A 17,018-nucleotide genomic window follows, 5' to 3' on the forward strand; every position below is an offset into this window, starting at 1 on the left:
CCTTCTTTCTAAATCAAGTGAATAATCTTAACTGGCAGTTTATAAAGTTTTGCTAATCCGTACTGTTGTTTGTACCATTTTTTGCTGGTTTCACCTGATTGAATCACGATAATCACTTCACTGCCAGGTGCAAATGTGCCTTCAAGATTATTTGCGTCAATCGTTAAATCATCAATCGCATGTTCCGCAATGACCATATGCTGACTTTTCCCAGAGAAGGAGATAAAACGATTTGCTTCTGCAACGCCTTCCATTGTATGCGCAAAACGTTCGTGGTAATCCTCAACATCCCAGCCATAATCAAAGGCATAGCGGATACTGCGCTTCGTCAACTGGGTAACGAATAAGACACCCGTAGAGAGGAACATTCCCATGATAAATCCTGCAACGCCTAAGATAACGAGATCGAATGCTGAATTAAAGAGTTGTTCCCCAGCTAAGGTCGCTTCAGTCGGCACCATGGTTTGATATTCAACAGGTAGGTTTTCACCCATAACAGTATCCGATAACATCATTACCGTTTGATACTCAAAGAATGGTAAATCTTCATTTGAAATGATTTCCTGATACGCTTTGGCGACTTTTTCATTCTCTTCAGCCGTCTTACCCACCATGACACGCAAGATCATTTTGTTCGTTGAAGCATCGCGAATGGCAGCAACCGCGCCACGAAAGTCAGATGTTTTCTCAAAACCTAATTTCTTTTCAGCATCTAATGTATCACTAATTTCTACATTCGTTTCTCGCTCAACTTCATTAACGATTTCATCAGTCGTTAAGTATTCATCAATAATGAATGAGTTACTATGTAAACTACCATCAATATCGTTGATAACGACAAATTGAAATTCAGCAGGTTCTTGTGCATAAACTTCCGATAGATAATTATGGCTATCATCAATATCTTGTTGCGTGATTTCTTCCGTTGCTTGGAATTTTGCATCTTGAACTTTCTGATTGAGATAAATTCTCGCCCCAATAGTCAATGCGGCTACAATTACTGCGCCTACAAGAATTTTGATAATATTGTCTTTAATAAAACGCCAAAATTCCGACAATATGGTCGCTAAACTCATTCTTTTAACTCCTCTTTCAATAACTTATCTTCCATGATGGAAATATAACTAATAATCATACCAAAAAACACCCAGTGCCATTCGATCAACATATTATTTGCGCTCGTAATACTTGCAAAAATAAAAATAATCATAAACGTAATTAGGGCATTCGTCACATAATAATAACGGCGATTGAGCTGTCTTCTGATCTGGAATAATCGAAAAATACTCAATAAATATCCAGCAACATAAGCAATAAATACAAAGATACCGTATCCTGCCAAGATTTCTAGCCACCAGTTATGCAGATTGTATACGTGGTTAATCGGTAGTTGACTAAACAATTCCATCCATATCTGAGTATTTCCGGCACCGACACCTAAACCAAATGTTTCACCAATAAAATTCATGGCGATACGGCCCATATTTACACGTGCGATGTCCCCCGAAACTGTTTGGTTAGGATCTAATACTAACAACTGCTCCAAATTATTCAGTGGTCCTGGCTGGAACATGATGAGCAAGATGGCCAATCCACCAACTGCAGCCACTGCGATGCCGAGTTGTACCTTGGTCAGATGAATCTTGAAATGCAACAATCCAAATAACAAAATAAATAATATCAGCATTAATAGCGATAATCTGGAACTCGTTTGAAAAATTAATAACGCTGTTAATACTGACATACCGATTAGAAAGACACGTTTCAATAGATGATTCGACTTAACAAACAAGATGATATTGATTGTAAAGTACGCTAATAGCATCGTGGCATAGTCATTCTGATTACTAAAGACGGTAACTGGTATTCGTGTCAGCGGCTGACTCGCAAATGTTCCATATTTATCAATCACACTGACATCCGCAAACAGATATGTATTCGTTAGAATTTCAAATAATCCTAAGAATGCCAACCCCGTCATCATCAACCATATTCCTTTGAGCAGTATTTCCCATACGGATAATTTCTTGACGCCAAAGAATAGCGCCAAAACGCTTGAAATACCGATCGTCAAAAGGGACATACCGCGTATCCAGCCAACGGTATTGACTGACCAAATTACAGACACGAATCCCCATAACCACCAGAAAACCAGTGCACCGATAAATATCATCGAGTACTTGTGGCGATTAATCGCCACAGCGCGATTGTTTTGCCACACCATGAATAATAAACTCGGTATCACTAAGATAGCCAAAATACGGTATATCGTTACCTGAAAAACGGGTGTTGAAATCGCTAGGAACTCTGAACCAAGGAAAACGCTCATCACGAGACCTAATAAATAGATAATCATGTTGTGGCGAATCCCTCCTTACCCAATTCTTTGAGAAAATAATTAACGTATAACTTTCCGGCCGCACGATTGGTATAACCTGTATCATCAAGCACTTTCAATCGTGTATTTAAATCTGGATAGGAGCCTTTAGATAGCTCGACAAGTTTTGTTGCCCAAGTATCTGCTGATTCATCGAGAGCTAATGTTGCTACCAGTCCTAATCCCAGATCTACCTCATCAGTAATAGTATCTGACATCAGCATTGGCAACCCAGCTGCTTGCGATTCGATCACAGTTGTCGGTAGCCCCTCAGTGAATGATGGCAAAATCATCGCATCTAAAGCCGGATAAAGCTCTGAAATTGGCGAGATCCTGCCTGTAAGCATCGCATAGTCTGTTAATTTTTCATCTTGAATTTGCTGTTCAAGCTTTTCAGCAAGTTGGCCAGCGCCGATAATCAATATTTTTGCGTTAACATGTTGTTCTTTTAACGCTTTAGCAATTTCAATCGTTTTTTGATGATTTTTAATCGGATTTAAGCGACCGACATGACCGATTAATAATGTATCATTTGAGATTTGATACTTCTGTCTATATTGATTTCTCAGCGTCTGCCATTGTTCGTCTGTTAACTGAAAAGCATTCTGATCAATACTATTCGGCAAGACATCTTCGGCATGTGCTTCTCCAAAAACAGATTCAATTGCTCGAAGACCACATCCCACTGGTTTTTCACTCGCACGACGATTGAGACGCACATTAAACGCATGGCGCGATTTAACGAATCGTTCGCCTTTTTCACGATGAACCGTGTGCGCATGAATGTAAAATTTTGCGTTACTGTATCGCTTGCAAAGCCGGTATAATGGAAACATGCGATACCCTTCCACATGGCAATGGATAATATCGTATTGATGTGCATTCAGTGGTGCTAGCACGCTCTGCTTAAACGCCTGCCAACCCTTCTTCTTCGGATTCTGTAATTGATAAATCTGACCACCCGTACTGTGAATTGCTTCCGCGAATTCTTCGTTCACATCATCGTATAATGCAACGTCAAATACAGTATGGTATTGCGCCATTTCTCTGGCTTTATTCATCACAAAGGATGAAATACCACCACCGAAGCCACTCATCAAATGTAATATGCGTAAAGGTTGCCCAGAAGTATACATATGTTGACTCTCTTCTCCATAAAATATTCCACGTGATTATAACATAATCACTACACAAATAGAATTTAAGAAAGCATTAAAGCATGTTTATACCCTATCATTAAAATGAAGAAATCGTTTTCTATACATTCTACAAAAAAAGCTACTCAACCTGAGTAGCTTTCATCAATTGATTATTGATTAGTTATTGCGGTAAATATCACGCGTGTAAACTTGATCTTGGACATCCTCAATATCTTCAGTGAGACGGTTAGCCACAATAACATCTGACATCGCTTTGAATTGTTGCAAATCATTTTGAATTACTGCACCGTCAAACGTTTCATCTGACAGAGTTGGTTCATAAATAACCACATCTGCACCTTTTGCTTTAAGGCCATCCATGATATCAATGATTGCTGCTTGACGGAAGTTATCTGAACCTGATTTCATCGTCAAACGATAAATACCTACCGTCTGCGGTTTGCGAGACATAATATCATCGACCACGAAGTCTTTACGCGTCTGGTTCGCTGCTACAATCGCAGAAATAACGTCATTTGGTACGCCATTATAGTTAGCCTTCAACTGTTTACTATCTTTTGGCAAGCAGTAGCCACCATAACCAAATGATGGGTTGTTGTAGTGATTACCGATACGTGGGTCTAAACTAATACCATCAATAATTTGTTGAGTGTTTAAGCCCTTCATGGATGCATAAGTATCTAATTCATTGAAGTAAGCTACACGCATTGCTAGATAAGTATTTGCAAACAGCTTAACTGCTTCTGCCTCCTGTGCATCCATCAGTAAGACTTCTGTATCTGTATCTTCTGCACCTTCTTTTAATAAGTTTGCAAAGATTTCAGCACGTTCAGAACGTTCACCAACGATAATACGACTAGGGTGTAAGTTATCGTACAATGCACGTCCCTCACGTAAGAATTCTGGTGAGAAGATGATATTATCTGCATTGAATTTTTCACGCACAGAATCAATAAATCCGACCGGAATTGTTGACTTCACAACAATTGTTGCTTGCGGTGCCAATTCTAACGCATCCTTGATAACTGCTTCTACAGATGATGTATCAAAGTAGTTCGTTTCATCATTGTAATCAGTCGGTGTGGCAACAACGACATAGTCAAGCTGATCGCTATATGCTTCCGCTTTATCCATTGTTACCATCAAATCTAATTCACGATTAGCCAGATAATCAATGATTTCTTTGTCGTCGAGCGGTGATTTTTTGTTATTAATCATTTCAACTTTTTCAGCGACAGTGTCTACACCAATGACATGGTTGTGCTGCGCCAATAAAATCGCATTAGCTAAACCGACATAGCCTAAGCCCACAACTGCAATATTCATAGTAAGTGATACTTCCTTCCTGATTGCTTAAGCTTTATCACGCAATGAGGGATAGAGCTTTGTATACAACGTTGGTGATTGACAGTATAGAACATACGCTGCACGCTTCTGCCATGCAATGTGATCTCCTGTCAATAATTTCTTATGCGCATCGTGATAGATACGCAACTGTTTATCATAATTCTTAAAGTTCTTATCGAGTTTACCTTTAGCTAATGCTAATTGATAACCTGCCTCAAGCAAACCATCTAATAAGTAATCTGCCGTGTCATCAACAAGTGTGGCGAAATCCTGTTTCACTTGATCTAACAACTCGAGTCGATCTTCCACACGATCCATCACTTCAATAGTGAAGCGTTGACGTAATGGATGTAGATGTTCATCAATAATGACACCCACTGTGTCTATAATCATTACGGTCTTCGCAGCTTTCAGTAAGTTATAAGTCATATTGTGCGCATCGTCAACTTTTGCGTCTTTTGGCTGTACATACTTCAATAGATCACGATGGAACAATTTATTCGCAAGCGCTAATCCAACGCCAGAATAATGGAACAATGCTTCCATCCACTTTTCAGGTTGGTGAAAAATAGCATTCATGCCTTCTAATTGTTCAAAGGATTCACCCTTTTGATGCCCCTGATTGAAGATGAAGGTATCCGGTTTGACATCGGCATAAGCACGAATGAATTCACTAAAGATATTTTTGGTAAAGCGATGTCCACCTTCTAAAAACGCAAAATACTCTCCAGTTGCCTGATGAAGACCGGCATAGCGTGCAGATGATATACCCCCATGTGGTTGGTGAATCACCTGGATACGTGAATCGGTTTCGGATAGACGGTCAGCTAACGCACCACTTCCATCTGTTGAGCCGTCATCGACTAATACAATTTCAATATCTTTGTAGTCTTGAGAGGTTAAACTTTTGACGGTTTGTTCAAGTGTGTCAAACACATTGAAGACCGGCACAATCACTGAAATTAGCACGATTAAACTCCTTTTTTAAGATCTATCTAACGACTCCGGGGAGAATTGAACTCCCGACACCTCGTTTAGGAAACGAGTGCTCTATCCGCTGAGCTACGGAGCCATGCTGAGCGCTTCTCTCTATTCTACCACGCTTCACAATTAATGGTATGATACAGGTTTTCACCTTAAATCCATCACCTTATCGTAAGCGAAGACGCCTGAATATGCAACTCAGCACGTATTTTTTAACGTTATTTTAAATTATCAACGTCGGCATGGAAGATGGAGCCAGGGTGAACGGAACGGAGCTGGCTGTCATCTGATTTTTCGATGGAGACGAGTGATTGGTATGGGAAGGTGACGTTGTCTTTGTTGTGGTCGAGTTCACCGAAGACGACACCGCCGACACATTCCGCATCAAATTCGTTGATGAGATCAAGCATGCCGTTGAATGTTCCCCCACCGCTCATGAAGTCGTCGACGATAAGAACTTTGTCGTTAGGACTTAGGCTACGTTTGGTGAGCGCCATAGTTTCTACAGTCGCATTCTGATTGTGTCCGGTGACGTAGTTGACCGATACGGTTGAACCTTCTGTGAGATCGGTTTTACGTTGCGCGGTCACGAATGGAATGTTTAGGAATGCGGATGTTGCGGCAGCGAGTGAGATGCCTTTGCTGGCGATAGTCATGATGACGGTCGCACCGCTGTCTTTGTATTTAGAAGCGATAATCGCACCGAAAAGACGAAGCCACTGCGGTTGACCGAGGATATCGGTAAGGTAGAAGTAGCCTCCTGGAAGGATACGCTGCTTGTCGATGAGCTGTTGACAGAGATCTTCGATATCCTGCTCTGCTTTTGCCATGTTAATGTCCGGTACGAAGCGAATGCCACCTTTTGCACCTGCTGTTGTTTCGACATAGCCGACGCCTGAATCTTGCAATTGTTCGTTCAAGATCGCCATGTCTTCAGAGAGTGATGACTTCGCCGATTGGTATTTGTCAACGAAGTATGGCAGCGAAATAGATTCGTGTGGATGTTTGAATAATGTGTATGTGAGATCGATCAAGCGATGGCTACGTTTAACCTTCATAATCGGTGTATTCCCTTCTGTTATTGTTTTCGTACCATAATATACGAATTACCGAAGAAAGACAATAGATTTTAGATAAAACATTCGGATATTACACAGAAAAAGCGATCAACCCCTGCGGATTGATCGCTAAATTTTAAATTTATTTAAAGATTTTCAAATATAAGCTCTCGACAATGAAGACGAGTAGGAAAATCCCAGCAATCGTCGCTCCTGGCGGTGTGTCGAAACTGTAGGAGATGAATAATCCCCCGACCATTCCGAACAAACCGAGGATACCAGCGGCGATAATGACGGTATTGAATCGTTTAAACAATCGCAATGAAATGGCGGCCGGCATGATCATGATAGCGGATACGAGCAAGGCACCGGCAATTGGCATCATGATCGCGATTGCTGCTCCTGTCACGATTGAGATCGCCATAGAAATCATCTCGGTCGGTAAACCTGCTGTCTTCGCAGTATCTTCATCGAATGCGAGCACGAATAGTACACGCTGGAAGATGATATAGACGGTGACAATAAGCGCAGCAAGAATCAGCAATAAGATGACTTGTAGTCTGGTGATCGTCACAATCGATCCGAACAGCACGGATTCGATGTTCCCTGCGGTCGGTACGCGCGATAGTAGGAGTAAGGCGACTGCCATCCCCCCAGACATCAACATCGCCACCGAAATATCGGAGTAGTTGATGTAGACGCGTCGGAGATATTCGAGAAGTATCGCGGCGAGAATCACGGTGAACATCGTGGTTAGCGTCGGATTGACACCGAGTAAGTATCCGAGTGCCACCCCAGCGAGTGAGACGTGCGATAAGGTATCTGCCATCAACGACTGACGCCGCATGATTAAGAACAATCCTAAGATTGGTGAGAAGAGTGCAATGGCTGCGCATGCAACGAGCGCCCGTTGCATGAACTCATACTGAAGCATCTCCATGGCGAGTCCTCCTTTCTCACGAGGTGAATCTGTTTGTCGAAGTAATTCTCGAGTTGGATATCTTCATGCGTCACCATGAGGATCGCCTTGCCGTGTTCACGGGCGTTATGCTTCAACAATTGGTAGAAGCGATCACGTGAGCTCTTATCCATCCCAGTTGTCGGTTCGTCAAAGACAAACAGATCTGGATCGGTCGCAAAAACACGCGCGAGTGCGACACGCTGCTTCTGCCCACCGGAGAGTTCACCAATACGTTTATCGCGTTGTTCCCACATGCCGACCGAATCCAAGGCGCGGCGAATGTGCGTTTCGTCTTCGTCATCGAGACGCTTGAACCAGCGATTCTGTTGGTAGCGTCCGGATTGTACGAATTGGTAGACGAGTGATGGGAATCCTGCGTTGAAGTTCGTTACCGTCTGCGGTAAATAGCCAATCTGTAGTTTATCGCCAGCGATATTCTTGTCACTGACTGTGATATCTCCTGTCGTTGGGTGTAACAATCCCAAAATATTCTTGATTAATGTGGATTTCGCCGCCCCGTTTTCACCGGTGAGTATGACAAACTCACCCGGATCGACCGTGAACGAAATCTCTGAAAGTACCGGCTCATCATCGTATGAGAAACCGACATCTTGAACATCAATATAGTGCATGATGATCTCCTTTTTGATAAATTAAAACGTAAAGATTTCGATTTGTTAGTGATTAAAAAATTATCATAGTGCACACAAAAAGACAACCCTAACTATGATAAAATACATGAAAACTCAATGAAAGGTGATCACTGTGGCAAAATCGTCCGTTAAATTGAACGCTACCGCTAAAGCTATCCTAGTTGCACTATTCCTAGTAACTGTTAGTACGCTGTTATTTGCTGTATTGTCCGTCATTCTCGCTGTCCAAAATAGAGCGAAGACGGAACAATTAGAAATGTTAAACACGAGAGTGGCACAGCTCGAACAGACGATCGAACGCCCATTACAAGCGTATGGCGATCGCGTACGCTCCAAACTCGAGCATGCAGGGTTGAACGCAAACCTCATGCTGCAAAAAGATGAGCGCTGGAACGATCTCCCCTACGGCTGGGGCGAGTGGGAGAATTACGGTCGCAACGCCTGTGCCCTCGCCGTACTCACCATGGTTCACGCCAGCTACAATAACGGTGACTTGACGCCTGACGAAATCTTGGACTGGGCCGGTAACGATTATTTCACGAATAGTGGTACCTCCTGGTCGATCTTCCCTGCTTTTGCGAAAGACTTCAATTACAAGATCGACAATCTCGGTGATGACTTGAAAAAAGCCGATGACTATCTCAGAGACGGCACAACCGTCATCGCCAGCGTAAAACCGGGACGCTTCACCTATGTCGGCCACATCATTCTGTTGACGCATCTGGATGCGGACGGCTATCATCTACTCGATCCAAACGATGATCCATTCAAGGAACACTCCCTCATCGACTGGGAACACGATGAACTGCAGGATGAAATCATCAATCTCTGGGCACTCGAACCTAAATAACCTAATCGCTCACTACAAACGAAAAAAGAGCGGCGGATGCGCTGATCGATTCAGCCTGTCCGTCGCTCTTATGTTGTATAGAACTATTCGTCAATACTCGCTTATGGGAATTCAATCTCAATATTATCTGTTAACACGTCGGTGTAGCTGAAGCAGACACGTTCGAATTTATTCTCGTGCTGATCCAACTCCACCACAAACACTGCCGGGTAAATCTCGCTCAACACACCGTGACGCGTCGTAATGCGGCGACGTCCCGTTTGCTGAGTTACTGCGATACTTTGACCTTTCTTGTCACTCAAACTTGCTTTAATTGATGCAATTGTCTGTGGCATGGCACTCACTCCCTGTATAACAGTATACCAGCCACTTGTCAACCTGTCAATACCATTAAACAAGCATCATGTCAATAACTCTTTTTGCATTATTTTCAAAAAAATGAGTGTCCAAAAGCCTCGCGATTAGCCGACTATTGTCTTCGTGTAGAGGTAATCCATATCGTGCGGACCATCTGGGAGTTCGCGAACTTTTTCATAACCGTATTTCTCATACAAACCTTCATGTTGCGTCATCAGATGCGCTTCTTTTTCACCTTCAGACAACAAGTACGCTTCAGCAGCTGTGATGAACGCTTGCGATAAGTGACGGCCACGATAATTTGGATCGACGTATAACATCGAGATGAATTTATCGTATTCAGCGACTTCGATGTAGTCCTTCTCCGTCAAGTTGAAGAAGCCAACGAAATTGTCACCTTCGACAGCATAGAACGGGCGCGAACTTTCACCGAATTTTTCGTAGTAGGTATCCGTCGATAATGTCTTATACAACATCTTAGCGGCACCCCAGTCGATGGTCGATAAATATTCTAAATACGCTTTGTCTGTTTCTTTATCTTGAAATTCTTTGATATCCATTCAAAAGCCTCCTATCGCTTCAGAAATGCGATCTGATGTTTGCCAGTCACGTTTGCTAGCGTCGCAAAATCCTGGATAGAGAGACGTTCAGCGCGCAATTTTGGATCAATGGTTGCCTCTTCCAGCGCTGTACGGAGCGTTTCTTCTTGCGCTTTGTCAGTCAGACCACTGCGCAAGTTATTCCAGAGTGTCTTTCTGCGATGTGCAAACGCTGTGTATACCATGTTAATGAAGTGCGCTGGATTGTCAACAGAAACTATCGGCTCTTGGCGACGTTTCAAGACGAGAATCGCTGAAGTTACCTTCGGACGCGGTTTGAAAACCGTCACTGGTACACGCTGTGCGATATGCGCTTCACAGTAGTAGTTCATGATCACTGTGAGCGAGCCGTACGCTTTGCTGCCGGGTTCTGCGGTCAATCGATCGGCAACTTCCGACTGCATCATCAATGCGAACGTGTCGATCTTATCCGTCGCCTCCAACAAGTGGAAAATGATCGGCGTCGTGATGTAATACGGCAAATTGCTGACGACAGCGAGTGGCCGTCCGGGATCGAATTGTTCTTGAATATCCGTAGCGACATCGGCTTTGAGGATGTCCTGATGTTTCACGGTGAGATTGTCGAAGTCAGCGAGTTCGTTTTCGAGTACGGGAAGGAGACGCTGATCGACTTCATAGGCGAGCACTTGATGTGCGTTCAAACAGAGCATTTCAGTCAAAGCGCCGATCCCCGGACCGATTTCAATCACGTTGGTCTCCCGATCGACTCCGGCTGCTTCGATCATATCGATCAAAATCTGCGGTTCCATCAAGAAATTCTGCCCCAAACTCTTCTTTGCATCTAAGTCATAGCGCGAAAGAATTGCATTCGTTCGTGATGGTGTCGCGATATATTTCTGTGGTTTCATGATGCATCAACCCCCTCGTCGTAATGTGCCATGATAGCCTCTACTTTCGCCCATTCAATCTGGAAGAGATAGAGGCGTTTCGCCAACTGTTTGCCGTTTGTATGCCCGATATGCAGCGCCTCACAGAGGTAATCGCGACGGCGTTGTGCGTCGGGTAGCCCTAAGAGCCCCAAGTGATAGAGCTGTTGTGTCGTCGGTGCGGGAACGAGGCGATCGTCTGGTGAAATGACATCGTAGACGTCAGCGAGTGCGCGCTGTATGGCTGCATCTGAGGCATGTTCGACACCGAGACTCCCCTGATGCGCCGGTCTGGCTTCTTCCGACGTGAGAAAGGCGTGCTTCGCTTCTGGAACGACGTCAGCGATCTTGCGTCTGAGTTTTGTTCCTGAAACGTCCGGATCAGTAAAAATAATAATCCCAAAGCGATCGGCCGCCATTTCAATTTCTTCGAGCACTTCATCGGATAAGGCGGAACCACGCGTTTCGATCGTCATCACATCGTACAATTCCAAGAGGCGACGCGTATCGTCTCGCCCTTCAACAACGATCACTTCGCGGATTTTCGGCTTCTCAGTCATCGTTTCGGACAAATCCTTTCTCCTCGTCGTAGTAAATCTTGAACAGATCGCAAGCATTCTTGTACGTCAGTGCTGCGATGTCTTCATAGCTGGTATCACGAAGGTCAGCGAGCAAGTTGCAGACGAAGCGCACGTTAGCTGACGTATTGCGTTTACCACGTTTCGGTTCAGGTGAGAGGTACGGTGAATCGGTTTCGATCAAGAGACGATCAGCCGGCACGATTTTAGCTGCTTCTCTGATGGCTTTTGATTTCTTGAACGTTAGTACCCCACTGAATGAAATGTGCATGTTGAGATCGAGGAATTTCTTCGCCCATTCTGGGTCATCACCGAACGTATGCATGGTTCCGCCGATCTCTTCGACGTGTTCATCTTTCAAAATGCGATAGGTATCGTCGTTCGCATCGCGTGTGTGGATGATAATCGGCAGATGACGTTCGCGCGCCATCGCAATCTGACGACGCATGACACGTTCCTGAACATCATGCGGTGCCGCCTCCCAGTGATAGTCGAGGCCGAATTCACCGAGCGCCACGACCTTTTCCGAGTCGAGATATTCTTCTAGCATTTTCTCAATTTCAGCATTATAGTCCCCAGCAACTTCCGGGTGCCAGCCGTACGATGCGACCATGTCTTTATTTTGGTGGACGAGTTCGCGCGCACCGGGCAAGGTATCGGTGTCGAAACCGATAATGTTCATCCCAGATACTCCGGCATTGCGTGCGCTTTGTATGACTTCCTCGCGGTCTTCATCGAAATCGTGCGCGTTAAAGTGCGTATGCGTATCAAATAACATTTTCTGATTAATTCTCCTTAGATAAAACGAAAACCGGAACAAACGCCCGGTTTTCAGTGCTTATTCGTATTTAGTTTACCCAAGACGGCTACCGTTCGGCAAGTTATCTGGAACAATCACAACGCGAACATCATCGCCATCTTCGATTGAAAGGATCATCCCTTGAGAGATTTCACCACGCATTTTACGCGGTTTCAAGTTACCCACAATGATAACTTTCTTCCCAATCAATGCGGATGGGTCCGGATACCACTGACGGATACCGGAGAGAATTTGACGATCCTGGTTATCGCCAGCGTCGAGACGGAATTTCAAGAGCTTATCCGCACCTTCGACGGTATCTGCATCTTTAACTTCAGCAACACGGAGTTCTACTTTGTCGAAGTCATCGTACTTGATCGCTTTGAGGTCAGCGTCGAGCCATTCGGTATCTTCCGGATCCCAGTCATCTGCGACTTCTTCGTTCGCGGGGTTTACCGTCATCTGGCTCTGGATGTAGGCCACCTCTTCTTCCGTATCGAGACGTGGGAAAATCGGTACACCTTTAGAAACAACCTGCGTGCCTTTAGGATATAGACCAATTTCAGCCTGATCCAGCGCAGAGTTTTCCGCTTCGAAGTCGAGACCTAATTGTTCAAAAATCTGTTTTGGCGTTTCGATTAGGACCGGCTGAATCAAGATCGCAACGATACGCAATGCATCGACGAGGTGATACATAACATCAGCGAGTTTGTCCTTGTCGTCTTCGTTCTTCGCAAGTACCCAAGGCGTGGTTTCGTCGATGTACTTGTTGGTGCGGGTAATAATCTTCCACACGTTATCCAAAGCGTCCGTAAACTGTAAGTTATCCATACCTGCACGGTAAGCAGCGACACTTTCTTTGATGACTGCTTCGAGTGCTTCATCTTCCGGTGTTAATTCACCATCGTAGCCGATCACCTGACCATCGAAGTATTTGTTGATCATGGATACGGTACGGTTTAACAAGTTACCGAGGTCGTTGGCGAGATCGTAGTTGATGCGGTTGATGAAGTTTTCAGGGGTGAAGACACCGTCCTGACCGAAGCGGACTTCGCGAACGAGGTAGTAGCGTACTGCGTCCAAGCCGTAGCGTTCCACTAACATTTCTGGGTAGACGACGTTCCCTTTAGATTTAGACATTTTACCGTCTTTCATCAAGAGCCAACCGTGACCGAAGACTTGTTTCGGCAATGGCAAGTCGAGTGCCATTAAGAGAATTGGCCAGTAAATGGTGTGGAAACGTACAATTTCCTTACCTACGATGTGGAGATCGGCTGGCCAGAATTTCTGATAGTTGGTGTCGTCGTCCTGCCAGAAGCCGAGTGCGGTGATATAGTTCACCAATGCGTCGATCCAGACGTAAACCACGTGTTTCGGATTAGATGGAATTGGAATTCCCCAGTCGAAACTGGTACGTGTGACGGAGAGATCTTCGAGTCCCGGTTTGATGAAGTTCGTGATCATTTCTTTCTTACGAACTTCTGGTTGAATGAAGTCTGGATGTTCTTCGTAGTATTTAAGCAGACGATCCGCATACTTGCTCATCTTGAAGAAGTAGGACTCTTCCTTCACGAGTTCAACTTCGTGTCCGGATGGTGCGACCCCACCGATCACGTTACCGTCATCATCACGGTAGACTTCTGCCAATTGTGATTCCGTGAAGTACTCTTCGTCTGATACGGAGTACCACCCTTCATATTCACCGAGGTAGATATCGCCTTTTTCAACTAAATATTCAAAGATCTTCTGAACGGTTTTTTCGTGGTAGTCATCCGTCGTACGTAAGAATTTGTCGTAGGAGATGCCCATCGTTTTCCAGAGTTCTTTGATGCCGACAGCCATTTCGTCGACGTATTCTTTCGGAGTGACGCCTTTTTCTTCGGCTTTCTGTTCAATCTTCAGTCCGTGCTCGTCCGTTCCTGTGAGGAAGAACACGTCATAACCCGTCAAACGTTTGTAGCGGGCGATGGTGTCCGCAATCACCGTTGTATAGGTATTACCGATGTGTAATTTACCGCTTGGATAGTAGATCGGTGTTGTTAAATAATAAGTTTTTTTGTCAGCCACGAATGAGTGCCCCTTTCTCTGATATACGATAGTCAAATTATAGCATACTGTCACGCCGACACAGCATGGATTATCGTTCGCTGGCGATCATTTTTCACGAAAAAAAGCCGAGAATGTACTCTCGACTTTTGTTAGTTGATTAATCGTTGTCTGTTAAGGTCATCAAGAAATATTTCTTCTTCCCGCGACGGACGACGAAGTATTGGTTTTCGATCGCTTGATCAGCAGTCACTTCGAAATCAGTGTCTGTGATACGCTCCCCGTTCAACGCGATAGCACCGTTCGTAATATCTTCGCGCGCTTGGCGTTTGGATGAAGATACGCCGTAGTTCACGAGGAAGTCGACGAGTGATGTTGTTTCGCGCGGTACGGTAGCGCCCGGCATGTTGCCGAAGCCTTCCTTGATCTGACTCGCGGTCAAGGACTTGATGTCACCAGAGAACAATGCCTCCGTAATCGTCAACGCTTCCTGTAAACCTTCTTCACCGTGAATGAAGCGTGTCATCTCTTCTGCGAGACGTTTCTGTGCTTCACGTTTCCACGGTTCGTTCTCGACTTTTTCAGCGAGCGCGTCGATTTCATCCTTTGTGAGGAAAGTGAAGTATTTCAAGTAGCGAATGACGTCGCTGTCGAGCTGGTTCACCCAGAATTGGTAGAATTCGTACGGTGAAGTCTTCTCTGGATCTAACCAAACTGCACCGCCTTCTGTTTTACCGAATTTAGTGCCGTCTGATTTCAAGAGTAACGGAATCGTTAGACCGTATGCCGGCGCATCGCTACCTTCCACCTTGTGGATCAAGTCGATACCTGCCGTGATATTTCCCCATTGATCTGCACCACCGATCTGAAGTCTAACATCCTTTTCTTGGTAAAGGTGTAAGAAGTCGATCGACTGGAGGATCTGGTAAGTAAATTCGGTGTAAGAAATCCCCACCTCCAAACGGGAAGCGACGATTTCCTTATTCAACATGGTATTGACGTTGAATAATTTTCCGTAGTCACGCAAGAATTCCAATAGCGTCATACCTGCTGACCAGTCAAAGTTATTGACCATTTGGAAGTCACCCTCGTTACGCATGAAGAGTTTCTTCATCTGGGCGGTCAATTTATCCGCATTATGTTTAACTTGTTCGATCGATTGTAGTTTACGTTCTTGTTTTTTGCCGGAAGGATCCCCGATTGCACCGGTCAATCCACCGATCAAAATAATTGGGTGATGACCCGCAAGTTGGAAACGTTTGAGGATCATAAACGGAATCAAGTGACCAATGTGCAAGGAATCCCCTGTCGCATCGACACCACAATACAAGGTAATATCATGCTTCTCGATATAGTCGTACAATCCTTCGGCATCCGTCTGCTGATTGATTGCACCGCGCCATTCTAGCTCATCAATTATATTACTCATGTATGTTCCGCCTTTCATTATTCAATGTGTCAAGTATACGTAATCTGTCAGAATCTTGTCAATCAAGCATGGCTACCATTCTTCGTGGTTCCACATCATGCCATCGAGTTCGCCCTCCGCCTGTTTAATTCTTCGGTCGAGTTCCTGAATGAGACGCTCGGCCGCTTCGAGATAGGCGATGGTTTCGTAGTCATTCGCTTGCTGTTTCGCACGTTCGAGGAAGTCTCTGCGCCAATCGTTTGTCTCGCTCATTCTCCCGCCTCCTGCCATTTAATCTCTTCGCGTAAGTCATCGAGATGTTCGAGTTGATCCTGCATCGCTGTCGTGAAAGCACTCGCAATCATGGCCTGATCACCGAGCACTTCATCATCCAACGCATCGATGTGATCGAGTATCTGCGTGGCTTTTTGTTGGAAAGAGGGCTGGCGATCCAAGAGAAGGTGCTGGTGGAAAGCGACCAGTTTCTCACGACGCGCCTCATCCGTCATGTACATGTATTGGGAGAGGACAAACGGCGCGACATAATTGAAATGGAAGTGGTGTGCGATTGCTTCGAACGGTTTCAGAATCTCAGACAGGCTGAATCCCTCGCGTCCCCCCGCTCGATAAGCGGCTTCCGGTTGACCAACGCTAATAATGACACCGAAATCTTTCGCTGCATCCATCTGTCTGAGCTGACGTGTGAACGTTTCATCGAATACCGCCTCACACCACTCGGAAATCATTCCCGGCGCCTGATACCAATAGAGCGGAAACTCTAGAAATACACGATCCGACGCGAGAAACTGCTGTTGATAGTCTTGAATCTGCTCAGCTGTCGGTGATTTTTCGATTGCTATATAATCTACCGCTTTTGGTACGCTTGTCTTCAGGAATTGATGGCTCGCTGAATTTTCGATTTCTGGATGCCCACAAAAAATCGTGACACGCATG

Annotated in this window: 18 protein-coding genes and 1 tRNA gene; 1 reads left to right on the plus strand and 18 read right to left on the minus strand. The window is 44.8% G+C overall.

The genetic code is table 11. The features are described from left to right. Positions 1-8: 8 nt before the first annotated feature. The 9 genes from ACWOEX_RS04200 to ACWOEX_RS04240 form a co-directional block, all read right to left on the minus strand. A complete protein-coding gene (locus ACWOEX_RS04200) occupies positions 9-1,076 on the minus strand; it encodes a hypothetical protein (RefSeq protein WP_455298234.1) in 1,068 nt (355 codons plus the stop codon). Continuing rightward, positions 1,073-2,356 (minus strand): O-antigen ligase family protein, encoded by a 1,284-nt coding sequence (locus ACWOEX_RS04205; protein ID WP_455298235.1) that lies wholly within the window; start codon positions 2,354-2,356, stop codon positions 1,073-1,075. Before ACWOEX_RS04205 ends, ACWOEX_RS04200 begins: the two co-directional genes overlap by 4 nt. Then, the gene (locus ACWOEX_RS04210; RefSeq protein ID WP_455298236.1) at positions 2,353-3,513 is read right to left on the minus strand and encodes a glycosyltransferase; all 1,161 of its coding nucleotides are present in this window, start codon (positions 3,511-3,513) and stop codon (positions 2,353-2,355) included. Before ACWOEX_RS04210 ends, ACWOEX_RS04205 begins: the two co-directional genes overlap by 4 nt. 180 nt (positions 3,514-3,693) lie before the next feature. Next, on the minus strand, positions 3,694-4,863 hold the full coding sequence (locus tag ACWOEX_RS04215) for a nucleotide sugar dehydrogenase (protein ID WP_455298237.1): 1,170 nt from the start codon (positions 4,861-4,863) through the stop codon (positions 3,694-3,696). 27 nt (positions 4,864-4,890) lie between these two features. After that, the gene (locus ACWOEX_RS04220; RefSeq protein ID WP_455298238.1) at positions 4,891-5,853 is read right to left on the minus strand and encodes a glycosyltransferase family 2 protein; all 963 of its coding nucleotides are present in this window, start codon (positions 5,851-5,853) and stop codon (positions 4,891-4,893) included. Positions 5,854-5,883: 30 nt separating this feature from the next. Then, positions 5,884-5,956 (minus strand) — tRNA-Arg (locus ACWOEX_RS04225). Between the two features lie 130 nt (positions 5,957-6,086). After that, positions 6,087-6,926, minus strand: a complete 840-nt coding sequence (purR, locus tag ACWOEX_RS04230; protein ID WP_455298239.1) for a pur operon repressor — start codon at positions 6,924-6,926, stop codon at positions 6,087-6,089. A gap of 142 nt (positions 6,927-7,068) precedes the next feature. After that, on the minus strand, positions 7,069-7,866 hold the full coding sequence (locus ACWOEX_RS04235; RefSeq protein ID WP_455298240.1) for a metal ABC transporter permease: 798 nt from the start codon (positions 7,864-7,866) through the stop codon (positions 7,069-7,071). Continuing rightward, the gene (locus ACWOEX_RS04240) at positions 7,788-8,519 is read right to left on the minus strand and encodes a metal ABC transporter ATP-binding protein (protein ID WP_455298241.1); all 732 of its coding nucleotides are present in this window, start codon (positions 8,517-8,519) and stop codon (positions 7,788-7,790) included. Before ACWOEX_RS04240 ends, ACWOEX_RS04235 begins: the two co-directional genes overlap by 79 nt. 133 nt (positions 8,520-8,652) lie before the next feature. Here ACWOEX_RS04240 and ACWOEX_RS04245 point away from each other — a divergent pair, with 133 nt between their 5' ends. Then, positions 8,653-9,390, plus strand: a complete 738-nt coding sequence (locus tag ACWOEX_RS04245; protein ID WP_455298243.1) for a C39 family peptidase — start codon at positions 8,653-8,655, stop codon at positions 9,388-9,390. A 101-nt stretch (positions 9,391-9,491) separates the two neighbouring features. Here the strand turns inward: ACWOEX_RS04245 and ACWOEX_RS04250 are convergent, their stop codons facing one another. The 9 genes from ACWOEX_RS04250 to ACWOEX_RS04290 form a co-directional block, all read right to left on the minus strand. Then, positions 9,492-9,725: a Veg family protein gene (locus ACWOEX_RS04250; protein ID WP_455298244.1), complete on the minus strand. Its 234-nt coding sequence runs from the start codon at positions 9,723-9,725 to the stop codon at positions 9,492-9,494. A 126-nt stretch (positions 9,726-9,851) separates the two neighbouring features. Next, positions 9,852-10,307, minus strand: a complete 456-nt coding sequence (locus tag ACWOEX_RS04255) for a GNAT family N-acetyltransferase (protein ID WP_455298245.1) — start codon at positions 10,305-10,307, stop codon at positions 9,852-9,854. 11 nt (positions 10,308-10,318) lie between these two features. Beyond that, positions 10,319-11,215: a 16S rRNA (adenine(1518)-N(6)/adenine(1519)-N(6))-dimethyltransferase RsmA gene (rsmA, locus tag ACWOEX_RS04260; RefSeq protein ID WP_455298246.1), complete on the minus strand. Its 897-nt coding sequence runs from the start codon at positions 11,213-11,215 to the stop codon at positions 10,319-10,321. Next, positions 11,212-11,805, minus strand: coding sequence for a ribonuclease M5 (rnmV, locus tag ACWOEX_RS04265; RefSeq protein WP_455298247.1), 594 nt, complete (start codon positions 11,803-11,805; stop codon positions 11,212-11,214). Before rnmV ends, rsmA begins: the two co-directional genes overlap by 4 nt. Further along, positions 11,786-12,589, minus strand: a complete 804-nt coding sequence (locus ACWOEX_RS04270; RefSeq protein ID WP_455298248.1) for a TatD family hydrolase — start codon at positions 12,587-12,589, stop codon at positions 11,786-11,788. Before ACWOEX_RS04270 ends, rnmV begins: the two co-directional genes overlap by 20 nt. 75 nt (positions 12,590-12,664) lie before the next feature. Beyond that, positions 12,665-14,677, minus strand: a complete 2,013-nt coding sequence (metG, locus tag ACWOEX_RS04275; protein ID WP_455298249.1) for a methionine--tRNA ligase — start codon at positions 14,675-14,677, stop codon at positions 12,665-12,667. Between the two features lie 139 nt (positions 14,678-14,816). After that, positions 14,817-16,085 (minus strand): tyrosine--tRNA ligase, encoded by a 1,269-nt coding sequence (tyrS, locus tag ACWOEX_RS04280; protein WP_455298250.1) that lies wholly within the window; start codon positions 16,083-16,085, stop codon positions 14,817-14,819. 72 nt (positions 16,086-16,157) lie between these two features. Next, entirely contained in the window at positions 16,158-16,337 is a 180-nt protein-coding gene (locus ACWOEX_RS04285) for a hypothetical protein (RefSeq protein ID WP_455298251.1), read from the minus strand. Further along, positions 16,334-17,017 (minus strand): NAD(P)H-dependent oxidoreductase, encoded by a 684-nt coding sequence (locus ACWOEX_RS04290; RefSeq protein ID WP_455298252.1) that lies wholly within the window; start codon positions 17,015-17,017, stop codon positions 16,334-16,336. Before ACWOEX_RS04290 ends, ACWOEX_RS04285 begins: the two co-directional genes overlap by 4 nt. Position 17,018: the final 1 nt, after the last annotated feature.

The organism is Aerococcus vaginalis (genome assembly GCF_053762225.1).